Here is a 19479-nt window from a genome sequence, read left to right on the forward strand (position 1 = left end):
CGGCTGTGCAAATTTAAACTATTCTCCTAGCTGACTCGCTCGGTCATCAAGCTGGCTGCGAAGGCAACTACGGCAGCCTTGAGGTCTGACTAGACTGGCCCTTCACCCAAAAAAACAATAAGAAAGTGCGCCAAGGAGGTCGTTGCCGTGAGCCTAGCCCCCGTTCTATCGCCACAGAATGTCAAAGATCAGGTCAGCGCCGCCGAATGGCAAACCCGCGTCGACCTGGCCGCCTGCTATCGCCTGGTCGCGTTGCATGGCTGGGACGACCTGATCTTCACCCATATTTCGGCCAAGGTGCCGGGCACCGATGATTTCCTGATCAACCCGTACGGGCTGATGTTCCACGAAATCACCGCGTCGAGCCTGGTCAAGGTCGACCAGGCCGGCAACAAGTTGATGGACAGCCCCTACGAGATCAACCCGGCGGGCTACACCATCCACAGTGCCATCCATGAAGTGCGCCACGACGTGACGTGCGTGCTGCACACCCATACTGCCGCTGGTGTTGCGGTGGCGGCGCAGAAGCAAGGCGTGCTGCCGATCAGCCAGCAATCGATATTCGTGCTCTCGAGCCTGGCCTATCACGCCTACGAGGGCGTGGCGTTGAACCACGAAGAGAAGGCTCGCTTGCAGGCTGATCTGGGTGACAACAATTTCCTGATGCTGCACAACCACGGGTTGCTGACCTGCGCCGGCAGCATCGCCGACACCTTCCTGATGATGTTCACGTTCCAGCGCGCCTGCGATATCCAGGTGCTGGCGCAAAATGGCGGCGCTGAATTGATAGCCATCGGCCCGCAGATTCTCGCCGGTGCCAAAGCGATGGTGGCGGCTGTCACAAAGAGTGCACAAGGTATGGGGGGCGCGCTGGCCTGGCCGGCGTTGCTGCGTAAGTTGGACAGCCAAGACCCTGGGTATAAAAGCTGATGCCTCTCGCCGAGATCCCGCTTAGAGCCTGGCGCAAGCGCGGTCAGGAATTCGTCTTTCGTGGCCGTGCGATCCGTTATTGGGTGGCGGGGCAGGGCGAACCGTTGCTGCTGATCCATGGTTTCCCCACCGCCAGCTGGGACTGGCATTACCTGTGGCAGCCCCTGGCCCAGCGTAACCTGGTGATCGCCTGCGACATGCTGGGGTTCGGCGACTCGGCCAAGCCGCTGGACCACGACTACTGCCTGCTGGAGCAGGCGGATTTGCAGCAGGCTTTACTGGAACACCTGCGGGTCGATCAGCCGGTTCACGTGCTGGCCCACGACTACGGAGACAGCGTGGCCCAAGAGCTGTTGGCGCGGCACTATGAAGGCCGGTTTCACATGGCCAGCTGTGTGTTTCTGAATGGCGGGTTGTTCCCCGAAACCCACCGCACGGCGCTGGTGCAAAAGCTACTGCTCAGTCCCTTGGGCTGGATGGTCGGCCGCGCCTTTGGGCGCACTGCCCTGTCCGACAGCTTCAGCCAGATCTTCGGCCCCGCCACGCGCCCCAGTGAAAGCGCCCTGGATGATTTCTGGAGCCTGATCAACTGCCACGAGGGCACGCGCATCCTGCATAAACTGATCGCCTACATTCCCCAGCGCCGGCGCCTGCGCGAACGCTGGGTGGAGGCGATGCAGCGTGGCGAAGTACCGCTGCGGGTGATCGACGGCGAGGTAGACCCGATCTCCGGCGCGCACATGGTGGAGCGTTACCACCAATTGGTGCCCCACGCCGACACGGTGCTGCTGGCCAATATCGGTCATTACCCGCAGATCGAGGCGCCGGTACAGGTGCTCAAGCATTACCTGGCGTTTCGTGAGCGAATCGGGCAGCGGGAGTGGGAGCTGGCTTGCCTGCGATAGCAATCATTCAGGCAGTGCATCATTGACTGATCCCTCGCCATCGCAGGCAAGCCAACGCCCACACAATCATCCCCCAGCCTTATTGAGCACCATTCAGCCCTGGCCGTATTTATTGTGACCAGAGGCGCCTTGCCCGACACTCAAGCCATTCCCATTGTCGCCATTGGAGTTCGGTATGAGTGAGTCAGTGCAGTTCCAGGATAAGGTCGTGATCGTCACCGGTGCCGGCGGCGGGTTGGGCCGGGCCCATGCACTGTTGTTCGCCAAACATGGGGCTCGGGTGCTGGTCAACGACCTGGGGGGTCCACCCAGGGCGAGGGCGCCAGTGCCTCGGCTGCCGACCGGGTAGTGGCGGAGATTCGCGCCGCCGGCGGTATCGCCGAAGCCAACCATGACTCTGTCACCGAAGGTGACAAGATCGTGCAGAACGCGCTCGACGCCTTTGGCCGTATCGACGTGGTGGTCAACAATGCCGGCATCCTGCGCGACAAGACTTTCCACAAAATGGACGACGGTGACTGGGACCTGGTTTACCGCGTGCATGTCGAAGGTGCCTACAAAGTCACCCGTGCCGCCTGGCCGCATCTGCGCGAGCAGGGTTATGGTCGGGTGATCTTCACCGCATCGACCTCGGGCATTTATGGCAACTTCGGCCAGTCCAACTACGGCATGGCCAAGCTCGGGCTGTACGGCCTGACCCGCACCCTGGCGCTTGAAGGGCGCAAGAACAACATTCTGGTCAACGCCATCGCCCCTACCGGTGGTACGCGGATGACCGAAGGCTTGATCCCGCCGCAAGTGTTCGAACGCCTCAAGCCCGAGCTGATCAGCCCGTTGGTGGTGTACCTGGGAAGCGAGGCGTGCCAGGAAACCTCCGGGCTGTTTGAGGTGGGTGGCGGCTGGGTCGGCAAGACCCGCTGGGAGCGCAGCCTGGGGGTGGGGTTTGATCCTGAGGCCGGGTTTTCGCCGGACGATGTGGCGGCGCATTGGGCGCAGATCTGCGATTTTGAGGGCGCCGCCCACCCCAAGGACACGATCGAGGCATTGAAGGAGATGATGGCCAATTTGCAGAAATACAGCCTTTGATCGTTGCCTTAAAAAGCTTTAATCCAACGGGGCGCTGATGGCGCCCCGTTTTATTTAAGGTAAAAAAAGCCGCTGCAAAGGCAGCGGCTGAAGTAAGACGTTGGATCAAGGAGCGACAAATCAACGTCAGTGAACACGGGTAACAGATTGAAAAAAGGCATCAATCCATCTGAGTCTGGCTGTTCTTCCGGTGGCGGAAGCGGGCGGTTTGCCCTGAAAGCCCGCTAAGAATAGTCGGTTGTAACAAAATGAGTAATAGCAGTTCAGGACAAGGACTGTTACCAATGGCGCAACAGTCGCCCCGCCAGCCATCCATCCTCCTGATAACCCGCCATCCAGCCAATCCATGGGCCCGCGCGCACCCCGGCCAGAGCGGCTGGTAATCCTTTCGAGCGACAACACGAATCCCTCCTTGGTGCGCTTATCGCTCCTCACAGGCGGCAGTAGGGTGGGGCCTTCTGTCACTCACCGGGGAAGACGCATGACAAGAACAACAATGCGCGCCATCTTCAGGCCACAGGCGCTGGCCGCTGCGGTTGCACTGGGGTGCTGTGCTCAGGCACAGGCTGTTTCATTCAACATTGGCGAGATCGAAGGGCAATTCGATTCCTCGCTGTCGGTAGGCGCGAGCTGGGGCATGCGCGATGCCGATAAAAAACTGGTGGGCACCGTGAATGGTGGCACCGGGCAGGCGTCGACCGGGGATGACGGGCGGCTGAATTTCAAGAAGGGCGAGACCTTCTCCAAGATCTTCAAGGGCCTGCACGACCTCGAGTTGAAGTACGGTGACACCGGCGTGTTTGTGCGCGGCAAGTATTGGTATGACTTCGAGCTGCAGGACGAAGATCGCGAGTTCAAGCCCATCAGCAACCACAACCGCAAGGAAGGCGCCAAATCCAGCGGGGCGCAGATCCTCGATGCGTTTGTCTATCACAACTACTCACTGGGCGACCTGCCGGGCACCGTGCGCGCGGGTAAGCAGGTGGTCAGTTGGGGGGAAAGTACTTTCATCGGCAACTCCATCAACAGCATCAACCCGATCGACGTTTCCGCATTCCGCCGCCCGGGCGCCGAGATCAAGGAAGGGCTGATTCCGGTCAACATGCTGTTCGCGTCCCAGAGCCTCACCAATCAACTGACGGTGGAAGGCTTCTACCAGTTGGAATGGGACCAGACGGTGCTGGATAACTGCGGCACCTTCTTCGGCGGCGATGTGGCGGCGGACGGCTGCACCAATAACTACACGGTGGGCAACCCGGCGATTGCGCCCTTGCAACCGGTGGCGGCGGCATTCGGCCAAGGGTTTGGCGTGACCAATGAAGGGGTGATCGTACGCCGTGCCGGCGACCGTGATGCGCGTGATTCCGGCCAGTTCGGCGCCGCGTTGCGCTGGCTGGGGGATGACACCGAGTACGGCCTGTACTTCATGAACTACCACAGCCGCACGCCAACCGTGGGCACCATCACCAACAACACCAGCCTGGCCACGCTCGGCAGGATTGCCGGCACCGCCAACGGCCTGGCGCCTGGTTCCGGCTCGGGCCTGGTGCAAAGCCTGATGCTCGGTCGCGGCCAGTACTACCTCGACTACCCGGAAGATATCCGCCTGTTCGGCGCCAGCTTCTCCACCACCTTGCCCACCGGCACGGCGTGGACCGGTGAGATCAGCTACCGGCCCAATGCCCCGGTGCAACTCAATACCACCGATTTGACCCTGGCCCTGATCAACCCCGTCGCCGGCCAACTGGCCTCACCCATCCGCAGCAACTTCGGCGACGACAACAAAGGCTATCGCCGTAAAGAGATCACCCAGATCCAAAGCTCCATGACCCAGTTCTTCGACCAGGTGCTGGGTGCTGAGCGCCTGACGGTGGTGGGCGAAGCGGCCATCGTGCACGTCGCGGGCCTGGAAGATAAATCCAAGCTGCGTTACGGCCGCGACTCGGTGTATGGCGCCTACGGGTTCCAGGGTGACACCGACGGTTTCGTCACCTCGACCTCCTGGGGCTACCGTGCGCGGGCGATCCTCGACTACAACAACGTGATCGCCGGGATCAACCTCAAGCCCAACCTGTCCTGGTCCCACGATGTCGCCGGTTACGGCCCCAACGGTCTGTTCAACAAAGGCGCCAAGGCCATCAGCGTCGGTGTGGACGCGGACTACCGCAACACCTACACCGCCAGCCTCAGCTACACCGACTTTTTTGGCGGCGACTACAACACCCTGACCGACCGCGACTTCCTCGCCCTCAGCTTCGGCGTGAACTTCTGATTTGGCTTAAAGAAGGACAAGAATCCATGCGTAAGACAATTGCAGTGTTGGCCCTCAGCCTGTTGGCCACCCACGTGCTGGCGGCGGTCTCGCCGGAAGAAGCGGCCAAGCTGGGCACTACCCTGACGCCCATCGGCGCCGAAAAAGCCGGGAATGCCGATGGCTCGATCCCGGCGTGGACCGGCGGCATCCCGAAAAACGCCGGTGCGGTGGACGCCAAGGGCTTCCTCGCCGACCCGTTTGCCAATGAAAAACCGCTGTTCGTGATCACCGCCGCGACCGTCGACAAGTACAAGGACAAACTCTCCGACGGCCAGGTGGCGATGTTCAAACGCTACCCCGAGACCTACAAGATCCCGGTGTACACCACCCACCGCACGGTCAACCTGCCGCCGGAGATCTACGAGTCGATCAAGCGCAGCGCGCTGAACGTCAAGCCGATCAACGATGGCAACGGCCTGGAAGGGTTCACCGGCAACCGCTACTACGCGTTCCCGATTCCCAAGAACGGCGTGGAAGTGCTGTGGAACCACATCACCCGTTACCACGGCGGCAACCTGCGCCGCATCATCACCCAGGCCACCCCGCAGACCAACGGCAGCTACACGCCGATCCGCTTCGAGGAAGAAGTGGCGGTGCCGCAACTGATCCCGGACATGGACCCGGCCAAGGCGGCCAACGTGCTGACTTTCTTCAAGCAGTCAGTGACGGCGCCAGCGCGCCTGGCCGGCAACGTGCTGCTGGTGCATGAAACCCTCGACCAAGTGAAGGAACCGCGCCTGGCGTGGATCTACAACGCCGGGCAGCGCCGCGTGCGCCGTGCGCCGCAGGTAGCGTATGACGGGCCGGGCACCGCGTCCGATGGCCTGCGTACTTCCGACAACTTCGACATGTTCTCCGGCGCCCCGGACCGCTACGACTGGAAACTGGTGGGCAAGAAGGAGATGTACATTCCCTACAACAGCTACAAGCTCGACCAGCCGACACTCAAGTACGACGACATCATCAAGGCCGGCCACATCAACCAGGACCTGACCCGCTATGAGCTGCACCGCGTGTGGGAAGTGGTCGGCACGGTCAAGCCGAGCGAGCGGCACATCTACGCCAAGCGCCACATGTACATCGACGAGGACAGCTGGCAAGTCGCGCTGGTGGATCACTACGACGGCCGTGGCCAACTGTGGCGTGTCGCCGAAGGCCATGCGCAGTTCTACTACAACCACCAGACCCCGGCCTACACCGTGGAAACCCTGTACGACATCATTGCCGGGCGCTATATCGCGCTGGGCATGAAGAACGAGGAGAAGAGCAGCTTTGTGTTCGGCTTCAACGCCAAGGCGGCGGACTACACGCCGGCGGCGCTGAGAGCTGAGGGCGTGCGCTGATCCCGATGTGAAATGCAATTGAACTGTGGGAGCGGGCTTGCTCGCGAATGCGCAGTGTCAGTCACCGAATTCTTAGACTGATCCACCGCCTTCGCGAGCAAGCCCGCTCCCACATTGGGTTGTGGATGTCTTGAATTTTATGCCTGCCAATCACCCCGCTGAATACTTCTTCAACAACCGCCGCTCACAGGACTAGGGTAAGCGCCAGGTTGCATAACAATAAGAACGCAGGATGCAGCAATGACCGCCATGACACGCTGCCTGGACCGTCCTGGATTCATGCCTCGGCTGTCCGCCCACCATCTGCTGCGCCCACGCCTGGCCGAGCCTTTGCTGGCGGCGCCAACCAGGGTGAGGTTACTTTGCGCGCCCGGTGGCAGCGGCAAGAGCGCATTGCTCGGCGAATGTGCGTTGCAGGCACCCCAGGGGTGCCAGGTGTACTGGTTGCCGCTCAATGGGGCCGCTCTGAGCCCGGTTGACCTGTGCCGGCGCCTGGCGCAAAGCCTGGGCTTGCCATTCACCGATGAAGCCTCGCTGCTGCTCGATCTTGGTCGCTGGCAGAGCCCCGCCTGGTTGTTCCTCGATGACTTCTGCCGTCTGCCCGCGCCCGACACCGACGCCTTGCTCGACCGCCTGCTCAGCGCCGCCAGCCCGGCCCTGACCTGGTGGCTGGGGGCGCGGCGGCGGCCGGCGTGCAACTGGCCGCGCCTGCTGCTCGACGATGACCTGCTTGAATGCGGCGCCGAACTGGCCTTCAGCCCCGCCGAGATCCAGCAACTGCTCAGCCATGCGCCCGGGCACTCGGTCGACAGTGTGCTGCAGTTCAGCGCCGGCTGGTGCGCCGGTGTGCGTATCGCCTTGCTGGGCGATGGTCACCCCGACAAAACCTTGCTCGACTACCTGCAACATGAACTGTTCAGCACGCTGCCGCCCGAACTGGCCGAAGCCTGGCGCGTGCTGGCCCATCTGCCGCGGTTTAACCTGGGGCTGTGCGAGCACCTGTTCGGCCATGGTGACGGCGAGCAGTACCTGCGCGATCTACAGGCGCTCGGCGCGTTTATCCAACCCTGGGAAGACACGGACTGGCTGCAGGTTTTTGCGCCTCTGACGCAGCTGCTGCGCGATGAACCGTGGGCGGCGAAACGCTCCTGGCATCGGCGCGCTTGTCAGTGGTTCACCACTGAGCAGGACTGGCAGGCCGCCTTCGAACAGGCATTGCTGGCCGAAGAATATGAAGTGGCGGTGAGCTTGTTGCAGCACTTCAGCTTCGAGGACTTGTTTCGTCAGCAAAACGCCGTGCTGTTGTTGCGCCTGCATGAACAGCATGGCGATGAGCTGATGCTCGGCTCGGCGCAACTGGTGGGGCTGGTGACGGCGGCGCTGCTGTTTGCCGGGCGCTTCGATCAGGCCGCGCAGTGCATCGACCAGCTTGCCCGCTTCGCCCCGCAACCGACGGCGGCGCTGCAGCGGTACTTGCTGGCGCGCTGGCAGGCGCAGTGGGGCTGGTTGCTGCATTTGGGTGGGGATGCCGAGCGTTCCCGCGTGCACTTTCTGGAGGCCCTGCAAGCCTTGCCCGACAGTGCCTGGACGTCGCGGCTGATGTGTTTGTCGGGGCTCACGCAGCAAGCCTTGCTGCGCGGTGAACTGGACGTGGCCCAGACTCTGAATCGCGAAGCGTTGTGCCTGGCCCGTGCCCATGGCTCGTTGCTGCTTGAGGCCTTGCTCGAGCTGGATCATGCGCAGCTGCTGGAACAGCGCGGCGCGCCCTACCGGGCCCAGAGCCTGCTGGAAAATGTACAGGCGATGCTGTTGAAGCAGCGGCTCAAGGTCGGGCCGCTGGTGGGGCGTATTGCCCTGCGCCGTGGGCATCTGGCGTTGCGTCAAGGCCAGGACAGCCTGGCCGCCGAGTGCTTCGAAAGCGGCCTGAGGCTGTGCCTGCACAGCCAGGACAAACGCGTGCTCTACGGGTTTCTCGGCCTGGCGTTGCTCGCCGCCAACCGGGGCGATTACGCCCAGGCGTTCTTCCAGTTGCGCGAGGCCGAGCGGCTGATGCAGCAACGCCAGGTACCGGACACGGTTTACCGCGCCGTACTGTTGTTGGTCAGCGGGCATTTCTGGTTGCAGCAGGGGCGCGCCGAATTGACCGCGCAAGCCATGCGCCGGGTACTCCGCCATTTTCGTGGGCCTCAGGCCAAACAAGCGCCACCGGCCACCCTGGAACTGATCCCGCGCCTGGAATACCTGCTGGTGTTGGCGGAGGTCAAGCTGGGTTGCGCCGATCAGCCCGTGGCCCGTCTTAATGCACTGCTGGAAGCCACTCACCAGCGCGGCATGCTGTGCCTGGAAACCGAGTTGCACCTGGTGCTGGGGGAGGTCGCCTGGCAAGTGGGTGAGCCCGCCCTGGCACGTCGTTCGCTGCAGGCCGGGCTCGACCTGGCCGGGCGCTGCCAGGTGCAACAGGCGATTCGCGAGCTGCGTTTGCGTTCGCCGGGGCTGCTGAGCGAGCTGGGGATGGAACCGCAGGCGGCCACGCCGGGCACCGTGGAAAACCCGCTCAGCCAGCGCGAGCTGGAAGTGTTGCAACTGATCGCCCTGGGCAGCTCCAACCTGGAAATCGCCGACCGGCTGTTTATCTCCCTGCACACCGTCAAGACCCATGCGCGGCGCATCCACAGCAAGCTCGGCGTGGAGCGGCGTACGCAAGCGGTGGCCAAGGCCAAGACCCTGGGGTTGATGGTTTAGATAAACGCCAGCCGGTAGTCGCCGGGCGTGGCGCCCACGGCCTGGCGGAAGCGATGGGTAAAGTGGCTGGCGCTGGAGAACCCGCATATCAGGGCAATCTCGCCCAGGGGCAGGGCCCCGCTGCGCAGCAGGCTTTGCGCACGGCTCAGCCGACGCGCCAGCAGGTATTGATGCGGCGGCAGGCCGAAGCTTTGGCGGAACATCCGGGCAAAATGGTATTCCGACAGCGCACACAGGCCGGCCAGTTGGCCCAGGCTGATCGGGTCTTCCAGGTGCTGGTCGATGTACTCCACCAATAACCGCCGCTGGTAGGCCGCCAGCCCGCCTTTCAAGCGCAGGCCCTCGCGGGCTCCCACCTGGCTGAGCAGGGTGTGGCTGAGCATTTCATGGGCCAGGCTGCTGGTCAGCAAGCGCTCGGCGGGTTCCTGCCAGTTGAGGGCGATCAGTTGGTGAAAGCGCCGGGCCTGGCTGGCGTCTTCCAGGAAGGTGCTTTCGCGCAGTTGCAAGGTGCGCGGCTCGCGGTCGAGCAGGGTCACGCAGCCGAGGGCAAATTGTTGCGGGCTGAAATACACATGGGCCAGGCGAATCTCGCCGTTGATGACCCACGCCGACTGATGTTCGGCGGGCAGGATGCACAGCTTGTCGGGCCCGCCCATGGTGCCGGGTTGATCGCGCCGAAAAGTGCCGGTGCCGCCGCCGATGTAGCACGACAGGGTGTGGTGGCTCGGCGCCTGGTAATGCTGTGAATCGTGATGGTTGCTCCACAAGGCCGCAGACAAACCGTCACCGAGCTCGGCGCAGGCTTCGAGGCGTGCGTTGGGCGAGCGGTTAAGGGCTTGAAAGACTTGCAGCGATTCCAGGTCAGGCATGGTTCGTACTCTTGGACGCCTTGCATCCTACTCCTGGCCGCCGGCGCTGTGAGCCCGTCGCCCGACAAAAGCGCAAGAATCTGCAAGCGCATTGCGCGGGCTGGAAGCGACACTGTGGCTCAATCGATGGAGCCCGCTATGAACTTATCCCTGTATTTACTCACCGTGCTGATCTGGGGCACCACCTGGATCGCCCTCAAATGGCAACTGGGCGTGGTCGCGATTCCGGTGTCCATCGTGTATCGCTTCGGCCTGGCCGCGCTGGTGTTGTTTGCGTTGTTGCTGCTCAGTCGCAAGTTGCAGGTGATGAACCGCCGTGGCCACTTGATCTGCCTGGCCCAGGGCCTGTGCCTGTTCTGCGTGAATTTCATGTGCTTTCTCACGGCCAGCCAGTGGATCCCCAGCGGGCTGGTGGCGGTGGTGTTTTCCACCGCGACCTTGTGGAATGCGCTGAACGCCCGGGTGTTTTTCGGCCAGCGCGTGGCGCGCAATGTGTTGATGGGCGGCGGCCTGGGCTTGCTGGGGTTGGGCTTGCTGTTCTGGCCGGAACTGGCGGGGCATGCCGCCAGCCCGCAGACCTTGCTCGGCTTGGGCCTGGCGTTGCTCGGCACGATGTGTTTCTCGGCGGGTAACCTGCTGTCGAGCCTGCAGCAAAAGGCTGGGCTGCGGCCGTTGACCACCAATGCCTGGGGCATGGCGTATGGTTCGGCGATGCTGGCGACTTACTGCGCGGTGCGCGGCATTCCGTTCGAGATGGACTGGAGTGCGCGGTATATCGGCGCGCTGTGGTACCTGGTGATTCCGGGTTCGGTGATCGGGTTTACCGCGTATCTGACGCTGGTGGGGCGGATGGGGCCGGAGCGTGCGGCGTATTGCACGGTGCTGTTTCCGGTGGTGGCGTTGAATGTGTCGGCGTTTGCCGAGGGGTATCAATGGACGGCGCCGGCATTGATGGGGTTGGTGCTGGTGATGGCGGGGAATGTGTTGGTGTTTCGCAAACCAAAACCTGTGAATCCTGTCTTCAAGGCAAAACAGATCTAGTGTGGGAGCTGGCTTGCCTGCGATGGTGGTGGGTCAGTTGATACAGGGTTGACTGACGGATTGCTATCGCAGGCAAGCCAGCTCCCACATTTGGCCGAGGTGTTTGGGTTATTTCAGTCCCAGGCGCTTGGCCATGCGGCCGAGGTTGGCGCGGTCCAGGCCCAGTTCGCGGGCGGCGCTGGCCCAGTTGTGCTGGTGGCGCTCCAGGCAGGCGTTGATCACTTGGCGCTGATAGTGCTCGGTGGCCTGGCGCAGGTCGCCAGTGACCACGAGCGGCGCCTGCACCGGTGCTTCGATAAGCGGCGCGCTGACATCGGGCAGGTCCAGGTCGAGGGCGTTCAGGCTGAGAATCCTCGGACGCTCGCGACAGTTACCCAGGGCTTTCAGCGCGCTGCGTCCGATCAAATGCTCCAACTCCCGCACATTGCCTGGCCAGTTATAGGCCAGCAGCGCCGCCTGGGCGTCGCTGGTCAGGCGCAGGCTGCCCAGGCCCATGCGCGAGCGGTTCTGCTCGAGGAAGAAGCCGGCCAGCAGCAGCACATCGCGCCCGCGTTCGCGCAGCGCCGGTACTTGCAGCGGGTATACGCTGAGGCGGTGGTAGAAGTCGGCGCGGTAGCGGCCGTTGCGCACCTCGTCGGCCAGGTCGCGGTTGGTCGCGGCGATCAGGCGCACGTCCACCTGGTGCTCCTTGTCCGAGCCCAGGCGCTGCAGTTGGCCGCTTTGCAGCACCCGCAGCAGCTTGGCTTGCACCGTCAAAGGCAGTGAACGCCGTCTTCAAGGCAAAACAGATCTAGTGTGGGAGCTGGCTTGCCTGCGATGGCGGTGGGTCAGTTGATGCAGGGGTTGACTGACGGATTGCTATCGCAGGCAAGCCAGCTCCCACATTTGGCCGAGGTGTTTGGGTTATTTCAGTCCCAGGCGCTTGGCCATGCGGCCGAGGTTGGCGCGGTCCAGGCCCAGTTCGCGGGCGGCGCTGGCCCAGTTGTGCTGGTGGCGCTCCAGGCAGGCGTTGATCACTTGGCGCTGATAGTGCTCGGTGGCCTGGCGCAGGTCGCCAGTGACCACGAGCGGCGCCTGCACCGGTGCTTCGATAAGCGGCGCGCTGACGTCTGGCAGGTCCAGGTCGAGGGCGTTCAGGCTGAGAATCCTCGGACGCTCGCGACAGTTTCCCAGGGCTTTCAGCGCGCTGCGTCCGATTAAATGCTCCAGCTCCCGCACATTGCCTGGCCAGTTATAGGCCAGCAGCGCCGCCTGGGCGTCGCTGGTCAGGCGCAGGCTGCCCAGGCCCATGCGCGAGCGGTTTTGCTCGAGGAAGAAGCCGGCCAGCAGCAGCACATCGCGCCCGCGTTCGCGCAGCGCCGGTACTTGCAGCGGGTATACGCTGAGGCGGTGGTAGAAGTCGGCGCGGTAGCGGCCGTTGCGCACCTCGTCGGCCAGGTCGCGGTTGGTCGCGGCAATCAGGCGCACGTCCACCTGGTGCTCCTTGTCCGAGCCCAGGCGCTGCAGTTGGCCGCTTTGCAGCACCCGCAGCAGCTTGGCTTGCACCGTCAGTGACAGCTCGCCCACTTCATCCAGAAACAGCGTGCCGCCATTGGCCAATTCGAACTTGCCGCGGCGCTCATTCAGCGCGCCGGTAAAGGCGCCGCGTACATGCCCGAACAGCTCGCTTTCCACCAGGGTTTCCGGGAGGGCGGCGCAGTTGAGGCTGATCAGCGGCTTGTCTGCGCGGGACGATGCCGCGTGGATTGCCTGGGCCACCAGCTCTTTGCCGACCCCGGTTTCACCGGTGATCAGCACGGTCAGGTCGCTGCCGCCCACCAGTTTGATCTCCTCGACCAGGCGCTTGTGGGTTTTGCTCTGGCCGATCATTTCCTTGTGCTGCTGGCCGCTGGCCTGGCGGTAGATCTCGGCGCGCTGGTGTGCGTCTTCGGCGCGCAAGGCCAGGCGTTCGATGCGTTCGGCCACATTGACGGTGGCGGCGGCAAGGCTGGCGAAGGCTTGCAGGGCGTCCAGCTCCACGCGTTCGAAGCGTTCGGTGTCGAGGGCATCCAGAGTCAGCAGGCCCCAGGGCTGGTCGTCGACAAACAGCGGGCAGCCCATGCAGTCGTGCACTTCCAGATGCCCATGCAGCCCGTCGACCAGGCCGTCGTAGGGGTCGGGCAATTCGCTGTCACTGTCAAAGCGCGTCGGGCCGGGGCTGCTCAGCAGCACGGCGAAGCGCGGGTGCTCGCTGACCTTGAAGCGTCGGCCCAGGGTGTCGGGGCTCAAGCCGTCCACGGCCAGCGGCACCAGCCAGTCGCCATCCAGGCGCAACAGCGCGGCCGCGTCGCACGGCAGCAGGGCGCGCATGGCTTGCAGCAAGCGGCGGTAGCGCTCGCCTTCGGGCAGTTCGCGGGACAGGTCGGCGACCAGGGCAGCAGGGTGGTGAGCAGCGATTGCGCAGTCATAATGACTCCTTGTAGTCGTTGTGACTATAAAGCGTGCTCGGTCAAAATGACTACACATAATTTAAGCTATTGAAATATAACGATTTATTAGTTGGCATGAATACTGAGTACACAAGGGTAATCAGTCAAGAAGCCCAGGAGGCTCCCATGCTTAGTGCCCAAGACCGTGCCATCGTCAAATCCACCGTGCCCCTGCTGGAAAGTGGCGGCGAAGCGCTGATCACCCATTTTTACCGCATGATGCTGTCCGAATACCCCGAAGTGCGCCCGCTGTTCAACCAGGCCCACCAGGCCAGCGGCGACCAGCCCCGCGCCCTGGCCAATGGCGTGTTGATGTATGCGCGGCATATCGACCAGTTGGACCAGTTGGGCGACCTGGTGGCCAAGATCATCAACAAGCATGTGGCGTTGCAGATCCTGCCGGAGCATTACCCGATCGTCGGCGCGTGCTTGCTGCGGGCTATCTCCGAAGTGCTGGGCAGCGAGATTGCCACCCCCGAGGTGATGAGTGCCTGGGGCGCGGCCTATGGCCAACTGGCGGATATCCTGATCGGCGCCGAGGCAGTGATCTACGACGAGAAAGCCCAGGCGCCCGGTGGCTGGCGCGGTGCGCGGTCGTTCAAGGTGGTCAAGCGGGTGGAGGAGAGTGCCGAGATCGTTTCCTTCTACTTCGCCCCTGTGGACAACGACCAGATCCTCGCTGCTGCGCCGGGTCAGTACATCGGTATGAAGCTGGTGCTGGAGGGCGAAGAAGTGCGCCGCAATTACTCATTGTCGGCACTGACCGATGCGGGCCAGTACCGCATCAGCGTCAAGCGCGAAGCCGGTGGCCGGGTGTCCAACTACCTGCATGACCACTTGCACGTCGGCGCGACGATCGACCTGTTTCCACCGTCGGGCGAGTTCACGCTGGCGGCCAGCGACAAGCCGCTGGTGCTGATCAGCGGCGGCGTCGGCATCACGCCGACCTTGCCGATGCTTGAAGCGGCGCTGGCCACCCAACGCCCGGTGCATTTTATCCACTGCGCGCGTAATGGCGGGGTGCATGCGTTTCGCGATTGGGTGGACGGCCTGGCCGCCCGGCATCCGCAGCTCAAGCGCTTCTATTGCTATGCCGAGGATGACGGCGTGAGCCCGGCGGCGGACAAGGTTGGGTTGCTGAGCCAGGAACAACTGGCGGCCTGGTTGCCCGAGCAGCGCGACATCGATGCCTACTTCCTAGGGCCTAAAAGCTTCATGGCGGCGATCAAGCGCCACCTCAAGGCGCTGGGCGTACCGGAGAAGCAAAGCCGCTACGAGTTCTTCGGCCCGGCTGCGGCCCTGGAATAACACGCTTAAAAAATGTGGGAGCGGGCTTGCTCGCGAAGGCGGTGGATCAGTCACTTGTAAGTCGGCTGGCACACCGCCTTCGCGAGCAAGCCCGCTCCCACATTAGGTTCTCTATTTATCCCGATTAATCCCCCGTTAACCCCCTCTGTTTAAACCTCTCTCTGTGTGTAAACTTGCGCCCATCGGGCACAACCAAACAAAGGGAAACGGGGATGAGTGACGAATTGCGTTTAGGCAGGGAGCGACGCTTTCTGGTGTTGCTGGGCATCATCTGCCTGGCGCTGATTGGCGGTGCACTCTATATGCAGGTGGTACTGGGCGAGGCGCCGTGCCCGCTGTGCATCCTGCAACGCTATGCCTTGCTGTTGATTGCGGTCTTCGCGTTCATCGGCGCGGCCATGCGCACCAAAGGCGCGATCACACTGTTTGAAGGCCTGGTGGTGCTCAGCGCCCTCGGTGGGGTGGCCGCGGCCGGCCATCATGTGTACACCCAGTTCTTCCCTCAGGTCAGCTGCGGCATCGATGTACTGCAACCGATCGTCGACGACCTGCCGCTGGCCAAGGTGTTCCCGCTGGGCTTTCAGGTAGACGGTTTCTGCAGCACCCCGTACCCGCCGATTCTTGGGTTGTCCCTTGCACAATGGGCACTGGTGGCCTTCGTGCTGACCGTGATCCTGGTGCCGCTGGGCATCTATCGGAATCGCCAACACAAAGGCTGAACCTTTGCACAAACGCCCCGGTCCTTCTTGAAGGAAGGCCGGGGCGTTTTCGTTTGTGGGATTTTGTGAAAGGGCTGTGACGAGGGGCAACTTTAAGTGCGCGCAGCGTGCGACATGTTGTCACACGGACGCTGTCGCAGGACGTTTCTGACTCGCCGATGGGTCGCTTAAATTTGCACCACCCGGTCAATTTGTGCTGTCAGTTCGTCGTTTGAACAGCGCTCGCAAGGTCGTGTGGTTCGCGCTTCGCGGTGATGTCCCAATGCCTTGTTTTATGGGGGGTTGCATGGGTTTGCCATGCCCTTACGTGCTGTAGGGGATGCGACGCGTTGGCGAATAACAGGGCAATTTTTGTGGTTTTTGTTGAGAATCGAACGCGATAAGATCGCGAACCCTTGCAATAATGGTGAAGGATTATTGCTGTAATCGATAAAAATTATTTCTTTATAAGACATGGTTTATACATCGCTAGCTAACTACAATCGCCCGCACTGAATGTCCGGTGCTGTTCAATATTTGAGCATTGGAGCGGTCGAGGGGCAGATGGATGGCTCTGTGCGACCCCTGGTTCCGGCAGCCTTTCAACTATCCGCACCAAATGGAATTGGTCTGTAACAAGGCCTTTAACCACGAAATCGAATAAGAACTCACCGCAGGTCCGTGAAACGTACAGTTATGACGCGACGGGCAGGCTCTTATTCAATCGAAGAGAAATGCCAACCCTTGGCAGGGTGAAGTGTTGGCGATCAAAACCCAACTGCATTGCGCAAGCTGCTTTAGAGGTCGTGAGATGAGTAAAAACAGGTACCCCCGATTACTAGGCTTTTTGCCGCTGCTTGGCATGATGTTAATGCTGGGAGGCTGCAAGTGGACCTTGATGGACCCAAAAGGACAGATCGGTCTGGATCAACGAAACCTGATCATCACCGCGACCCTGCTGATGCTGTTGGTCGTGGTGCCTGTGATCATCATGACCTTCGCCTTCGCCTGGAAATACCGCGCGTCGAACACCAGCGCCACCTACGCGCCGAAGTGGTCGCACTCCACCAAGATCGAAATCGCGGTGTGGCTGGTCCCGATCCTCATCATCATCGCCCTGGGTTACATCACCTATAAGTCGACCCACGAGCTGGACCCGTACCGTCCGCTGGAGTCCAACGTCAAGCCGATCAACATCGAAGTGGTCGCGCTGGACTGGAAGTGGCTGTTCATCTACCCGGACCTGGGTATCGCCACGGTTAACCAGATTCGGTTCCCGGAGAACACTCCGCTTAATTTCCGGATCACCTCCGACGCCGTGATGAACTCGTTCTTCATCCCCGCACTGGGCGGCCAGATCTACGCGATGGCAGGCATGCAGACCCGCCTGCACCTGATCGCCAACGAAAAAGCTGAAATGGAAGGCATCTCCGCTAACTACAGCGGCGCTGGCTTCACCGGCATGAAATTCAAAGCCATCTCGACGAGCCAGGAAGATTTCAACGCCTGGGTAGCCGAAGTCAAGGCCGCACCTAAACAGCTTGATCAAGCTGAATACGACGCCCTGACCAAACCAAGCCAGAACAACCCAGTCGCCCTGTACTCCACGTATGAGCCGAACCTGTTTCAGAAAATCGTCGACAAGTACGAAGGTATGAAGCCAGGCAAGCCGGTCAAGCACGAGAAGAAAGAAGTGGCCGCGGTTGAAGGTTCTGACACGGGCTCGCATTCAACTGCTGGGGCAGAGGAGTAAACGATGTTTGGTAAATTAAGTTGGGATGCGGTCCCGTTCCACGAGCCGATCGTAATGGTGACCATCGCCATGATCGCGCTGGGTGGTCTGGCACTGTTTGCAGCAATCACTTATTTCAAGAAGTGGACCTACCTGTGGACCGAGTGGCTGACGTCGGTCGACCACAAGAAAATCGGCGTCATGTACGTCATCGTTGCCATGGTCATGCTGCTGCGTGGTTTTGCCGACGCCATCATGATGCGTACCCAGTTGGCCATGGCCACCGAGGGTTCGCCTGGCTACCTGCCGCCTGAACACTATGACCAGATCTTCACCGCCCACGGTGTGATCATGATCATCTTCATGGCGATGCCATTCTTCACCGGCTTGATGAACCTTGCCTTGCCGCTGCAGATCGGTGCCCGTGACGTTGCCTACCCGTTCCTGAACTCCCTGAGCTTCTGGCTGCTGGTTTCCGGCGTTGTTCTGATCAACCTGTCCCTGGGCGTCGGCGAATTCGCCAAGACCGGCTGGGTCGCGTATCCGCCATTGTCGGGCCTGCAATACAGCCCTGGCGTGGGTGTGGACTACTACATCTGGGCGCTACAGTTATCAGGACTCGGGACGACACTGACGGGGGTCAACTTCCTGGCCACCGTCCTGAAAATGCGCGCCCCTGGCATGAAACTGATGGACATGCCGATCTTCACCTGGACCTGCACCTGGGCCAACGTCCTGATCGTGGCTTCGTTCCCGATCCTGGCCGCTACCATGGCGCTGCTGTCGCTTGACCGTTACCTGGATTTCCACATTTTCACCAATGAACTTGGTGGCAATCCAATGATGTACGTGAACCTGTTCTGGGCATGGGGTCACCCTGAGGTGTACATCCTGATCCTGCCGGCGTTCGGTATCTTCTCCGAAGTGATCTCGACCTTTACCGGCAAGCGCCTGTTCGGTCACCACTCGATGGTCTATGCATCGGGCGCAATCTCCGTACTGGGCTTCATGGTGTGGCTGCACCACTTCTTCACCATGGGTTCGGGGGCCAGCGTCAACGCCTTCTTCGGCCTGGCGACGATGCTGATTTCGATCCCGACGGGGGTGAAGCTATTCAACTGGCTGTTCACCATCTACCACGGCCGTCTGCGCATGACCAGCCAGGTTCTGTGGACCCTGGGCTTCATGGTGACCTTCGCCATCGGCGGCATGACCGGCGTACTGCTGGCCATCCCGGGTGCTGACTTCGTACTGCACAACAGCCTGTTCGTGATCGCTCACTTCCACAACGTGATCATCGGTGGTGCTGTATTCGGTTACATCGCTGGTTTCAGCTTCTACTTCCCGAAAGCGTTCGGCTTCAAGCTGCACGAAGGCTGGGGCAAGGCTGCATTCTGGTTCTGGATCTCGGGCTTCTTCGTCGCGTTCATGCCGCTCTATGCACTGGGCTTCATGGGCATGACCCGTCGTCTGAACGCTACTACCAACCCTGAGTGGGTGCCGTACCTGTACGTCGCCATGTTCGGTGCGTTGATGATCGCTGCCGGTATCGCCTGCCAGCTGATCCAGCTGTACGTGAGTATCCGTGACCGTAAGCAGAACGCTTGCGACTCCGGCGACCCATGGAATGGCCACACCCTGGAATGGTCGACCTCGTCGCCACCACCGTTCTACAACTTCGCCGTAATCCCTACTGCGAACACCATTGATGCGTTCACCGAAGCCAAGGAAGACGGTACTGCGTACCAGCGACCTAAGCACTACGAACCGATCCACATGCCAAACAACACCGCCACTGGCGTGGTGATGGGCGCGCTGTTGACCGTGTTCGGTTTCGCGATGATCTGGCACATCTGGTGGCTGGCAATCGTGGGCCTGGTGGGCACCATCGGTTACTTCATCGTCCACGCTGCACGTGATGATCAAGGCTACATGGTGCCGGTCGAAACGATCGAACGCATCGAAGCCGAGCAGCACGCTCGCCTGGTCGCCGAGAAGAAAATCCCGGCCAACCGTGTAGAAACCTCGTTGGAACAGGCTTAA

The 19479-nt window shown here is 61.5% G+C and carries 11 protein-coding genes and 3 pseudogenes; 11 read left to right on the top strand and 3 right to left on the bottom strand.

Annotated elements, in window-relative coordinates; genetic code table 11:
- Positions 1–147: 147 nt before the first annotated feature.
- From LRS56_00355 to LRS56_00380, 6 genes and pseudogenes are all read left to right on the top strand, one after another.
- The gene (locus LRS56_00355; GenBank protein WDU63087.1) at positions 148–930 is read left to right on the top strand and encodes a class II aldolase/adducin family protein; all 783 of its coding nucleotides are present in this window, start codon (positions 148–150) and stop codon (positions 928–930) included.
- Positions 930–1835, top strand: a complete 906-nt coding sequence (locus LRS56_00360; protein ID WDU63088.1) for an alpha/beta fold hydrolase — start codon at positions 930–932, stop codon at positions 1833–1835. The genes LRS56_00355 and LRS56_00360 overlap by 1 nt, the downstream gene beginning before the upstream one ends.
- 175 nt (positions 1836–2010) lie before the next feature.
- Positions 2011–2921, top strand: a pseudogene (locus tag LRS56_00365) (SDR family oxidoreductase).
- Positions 2922–3402: 481 nt separating this feature from the next.
- Complete coding sequence (locus tag LRS56_00370) at positions 3403–5193, top strand: DUF1302 domain-containing protein (protein ID WDU63089.1); 1791 nt, start codon at positions 3403–3405, stop codon at positions 5191–5193.
- 26 nt (positions 5194–5219) lie between these two features.
- A complete protein-coding gene (locus LRS56_00375; GenBank protein ID WDU63090.1) occupies positions 5220–6578 on the top strand; it encodes a DUF1329 domain-containing protein in 1359 nt (452 codons plus the stop codon).
- A 240-nt stretch (positions 6579–6818) separates the two neighbouring features.
- Positions 6819–9320 (top strand): LuxR C-terminal-related transcriptional regulator, encoded by a 2502-nt coding sequence (locus tag LRS56_00380; protein WDU63091.1) that lies wholly within the window; start codon positions 6819–6821, stop codon positions 9318–9320.
- Here LRS56_00380 and LRS56_00385 read toward each other — a convergent pair.
- Complete coding sequence (locus LRS56_00385) at positions 9317–10189, bottom strand: AraC family transcriptional regulator (GenBank protein ID WDU63092.1); 873 nt, start codon at positions 10187–10189, stop codon at positions 9317–9319. The two genes, LRS56_00380 and LRS56_00385, sit on opposite strands and share 4 nt — an antisense overlap.
- 138 nt (positions 10190–10327) lie before the next feature.
- Here LRS56_00385 and LRS56_00390 point away from each other — a divergent pair, with 138 nt between their 5' ends.
- Positions 10328–11230 carry a DMT family transporter gene (locus LRS56_00390; GenBank protein WDU63093.1) on the top strand — a complete coding sequence of 301 codons (903 nt, stop codon included), beginning with the start codon at positions 10328–10330 and terminating at the stop codon, positions 11228–11230.
- A 108-nt stretch (positions 11231–11338) separates the two neighbouring features.
- Here the strand turns inward: LRS56_00390 and LRS56_00395 are convergent.
- Positions 11339–11986 (bottom strand): annotated as a pseudogene (locus tag LRS56_00395) (sigma 54-interacting transcriptional regulator).
- A gap of 147 nt (positions 11987–12133) precedes the next feature.
- Positions 12134–13677 (bottom strand): annotated as a pseudogene (norR, locus tag LRS56_00400) (nitric oxide reductase transcriptional regulator NorR).
- Between the two features lie 147 nt (positions 13678–13824).
- On the opposite strand from norR, the gene hmpA reads away from it, so the two are divergent.
- The 4 genes from hmpA (at position 13825) to cyoB (ending at position 19479) form a co-directional block, all read left to right on the top strand.
- Positions 13825–15006, top strand: coding sequence for an NO-inducible flavohemoprotein (gene hmpA / locus LRS56_00405; GenBank protein WDU63094.1), 1182 nt, complete (start codon positions 13825–13827; stop codon positions 15004–15006).
- Between the two features lie 212 nt (positions 15007–15218).
- A complete protein-coding gene (locus LRS56_00410; protein WDU63095.1) occupies positions 15219–15725 on the top strand; it encodes a disulfide bond formation protein B in 507 nt (168 codons plus the stop codon).
- 790 nt (positions 15726–16515) lie between these two features.
- Positions 16516–17457, top strand: a complete 942-nt coding sequence (gene cyoA / locus LRS56_00415) for a ubiquinol oxidase subunit II (GenBank protein ID WDU65665.1) — start codon at positions 16516–16518, stop codon at positions 17455–17457.
- A gap of 3 nt (positions 17458–17460) precedes the next feature.
- Positions 17461–19479, top strand: coding sequence for a cytochrome o ubiquinol oxidase subunit I (gene cyoB, locus LRS56_00420; GenBank protein WDU63096.1), 2019 nt, complete (start codon positions 17461–17463; stop codon positions 19477–19479).

It is taken from the genome of Pseudomonas poae (assembly GCA_028869255.1).
GTDB classification, from domain to species: Bacteria; Pseudomonadota; Gammaproteobacteria; order Pseudomonadales; family Pseudomonadaceae; genus Aquipseudomonas; species Aquipseudomonas poae_C.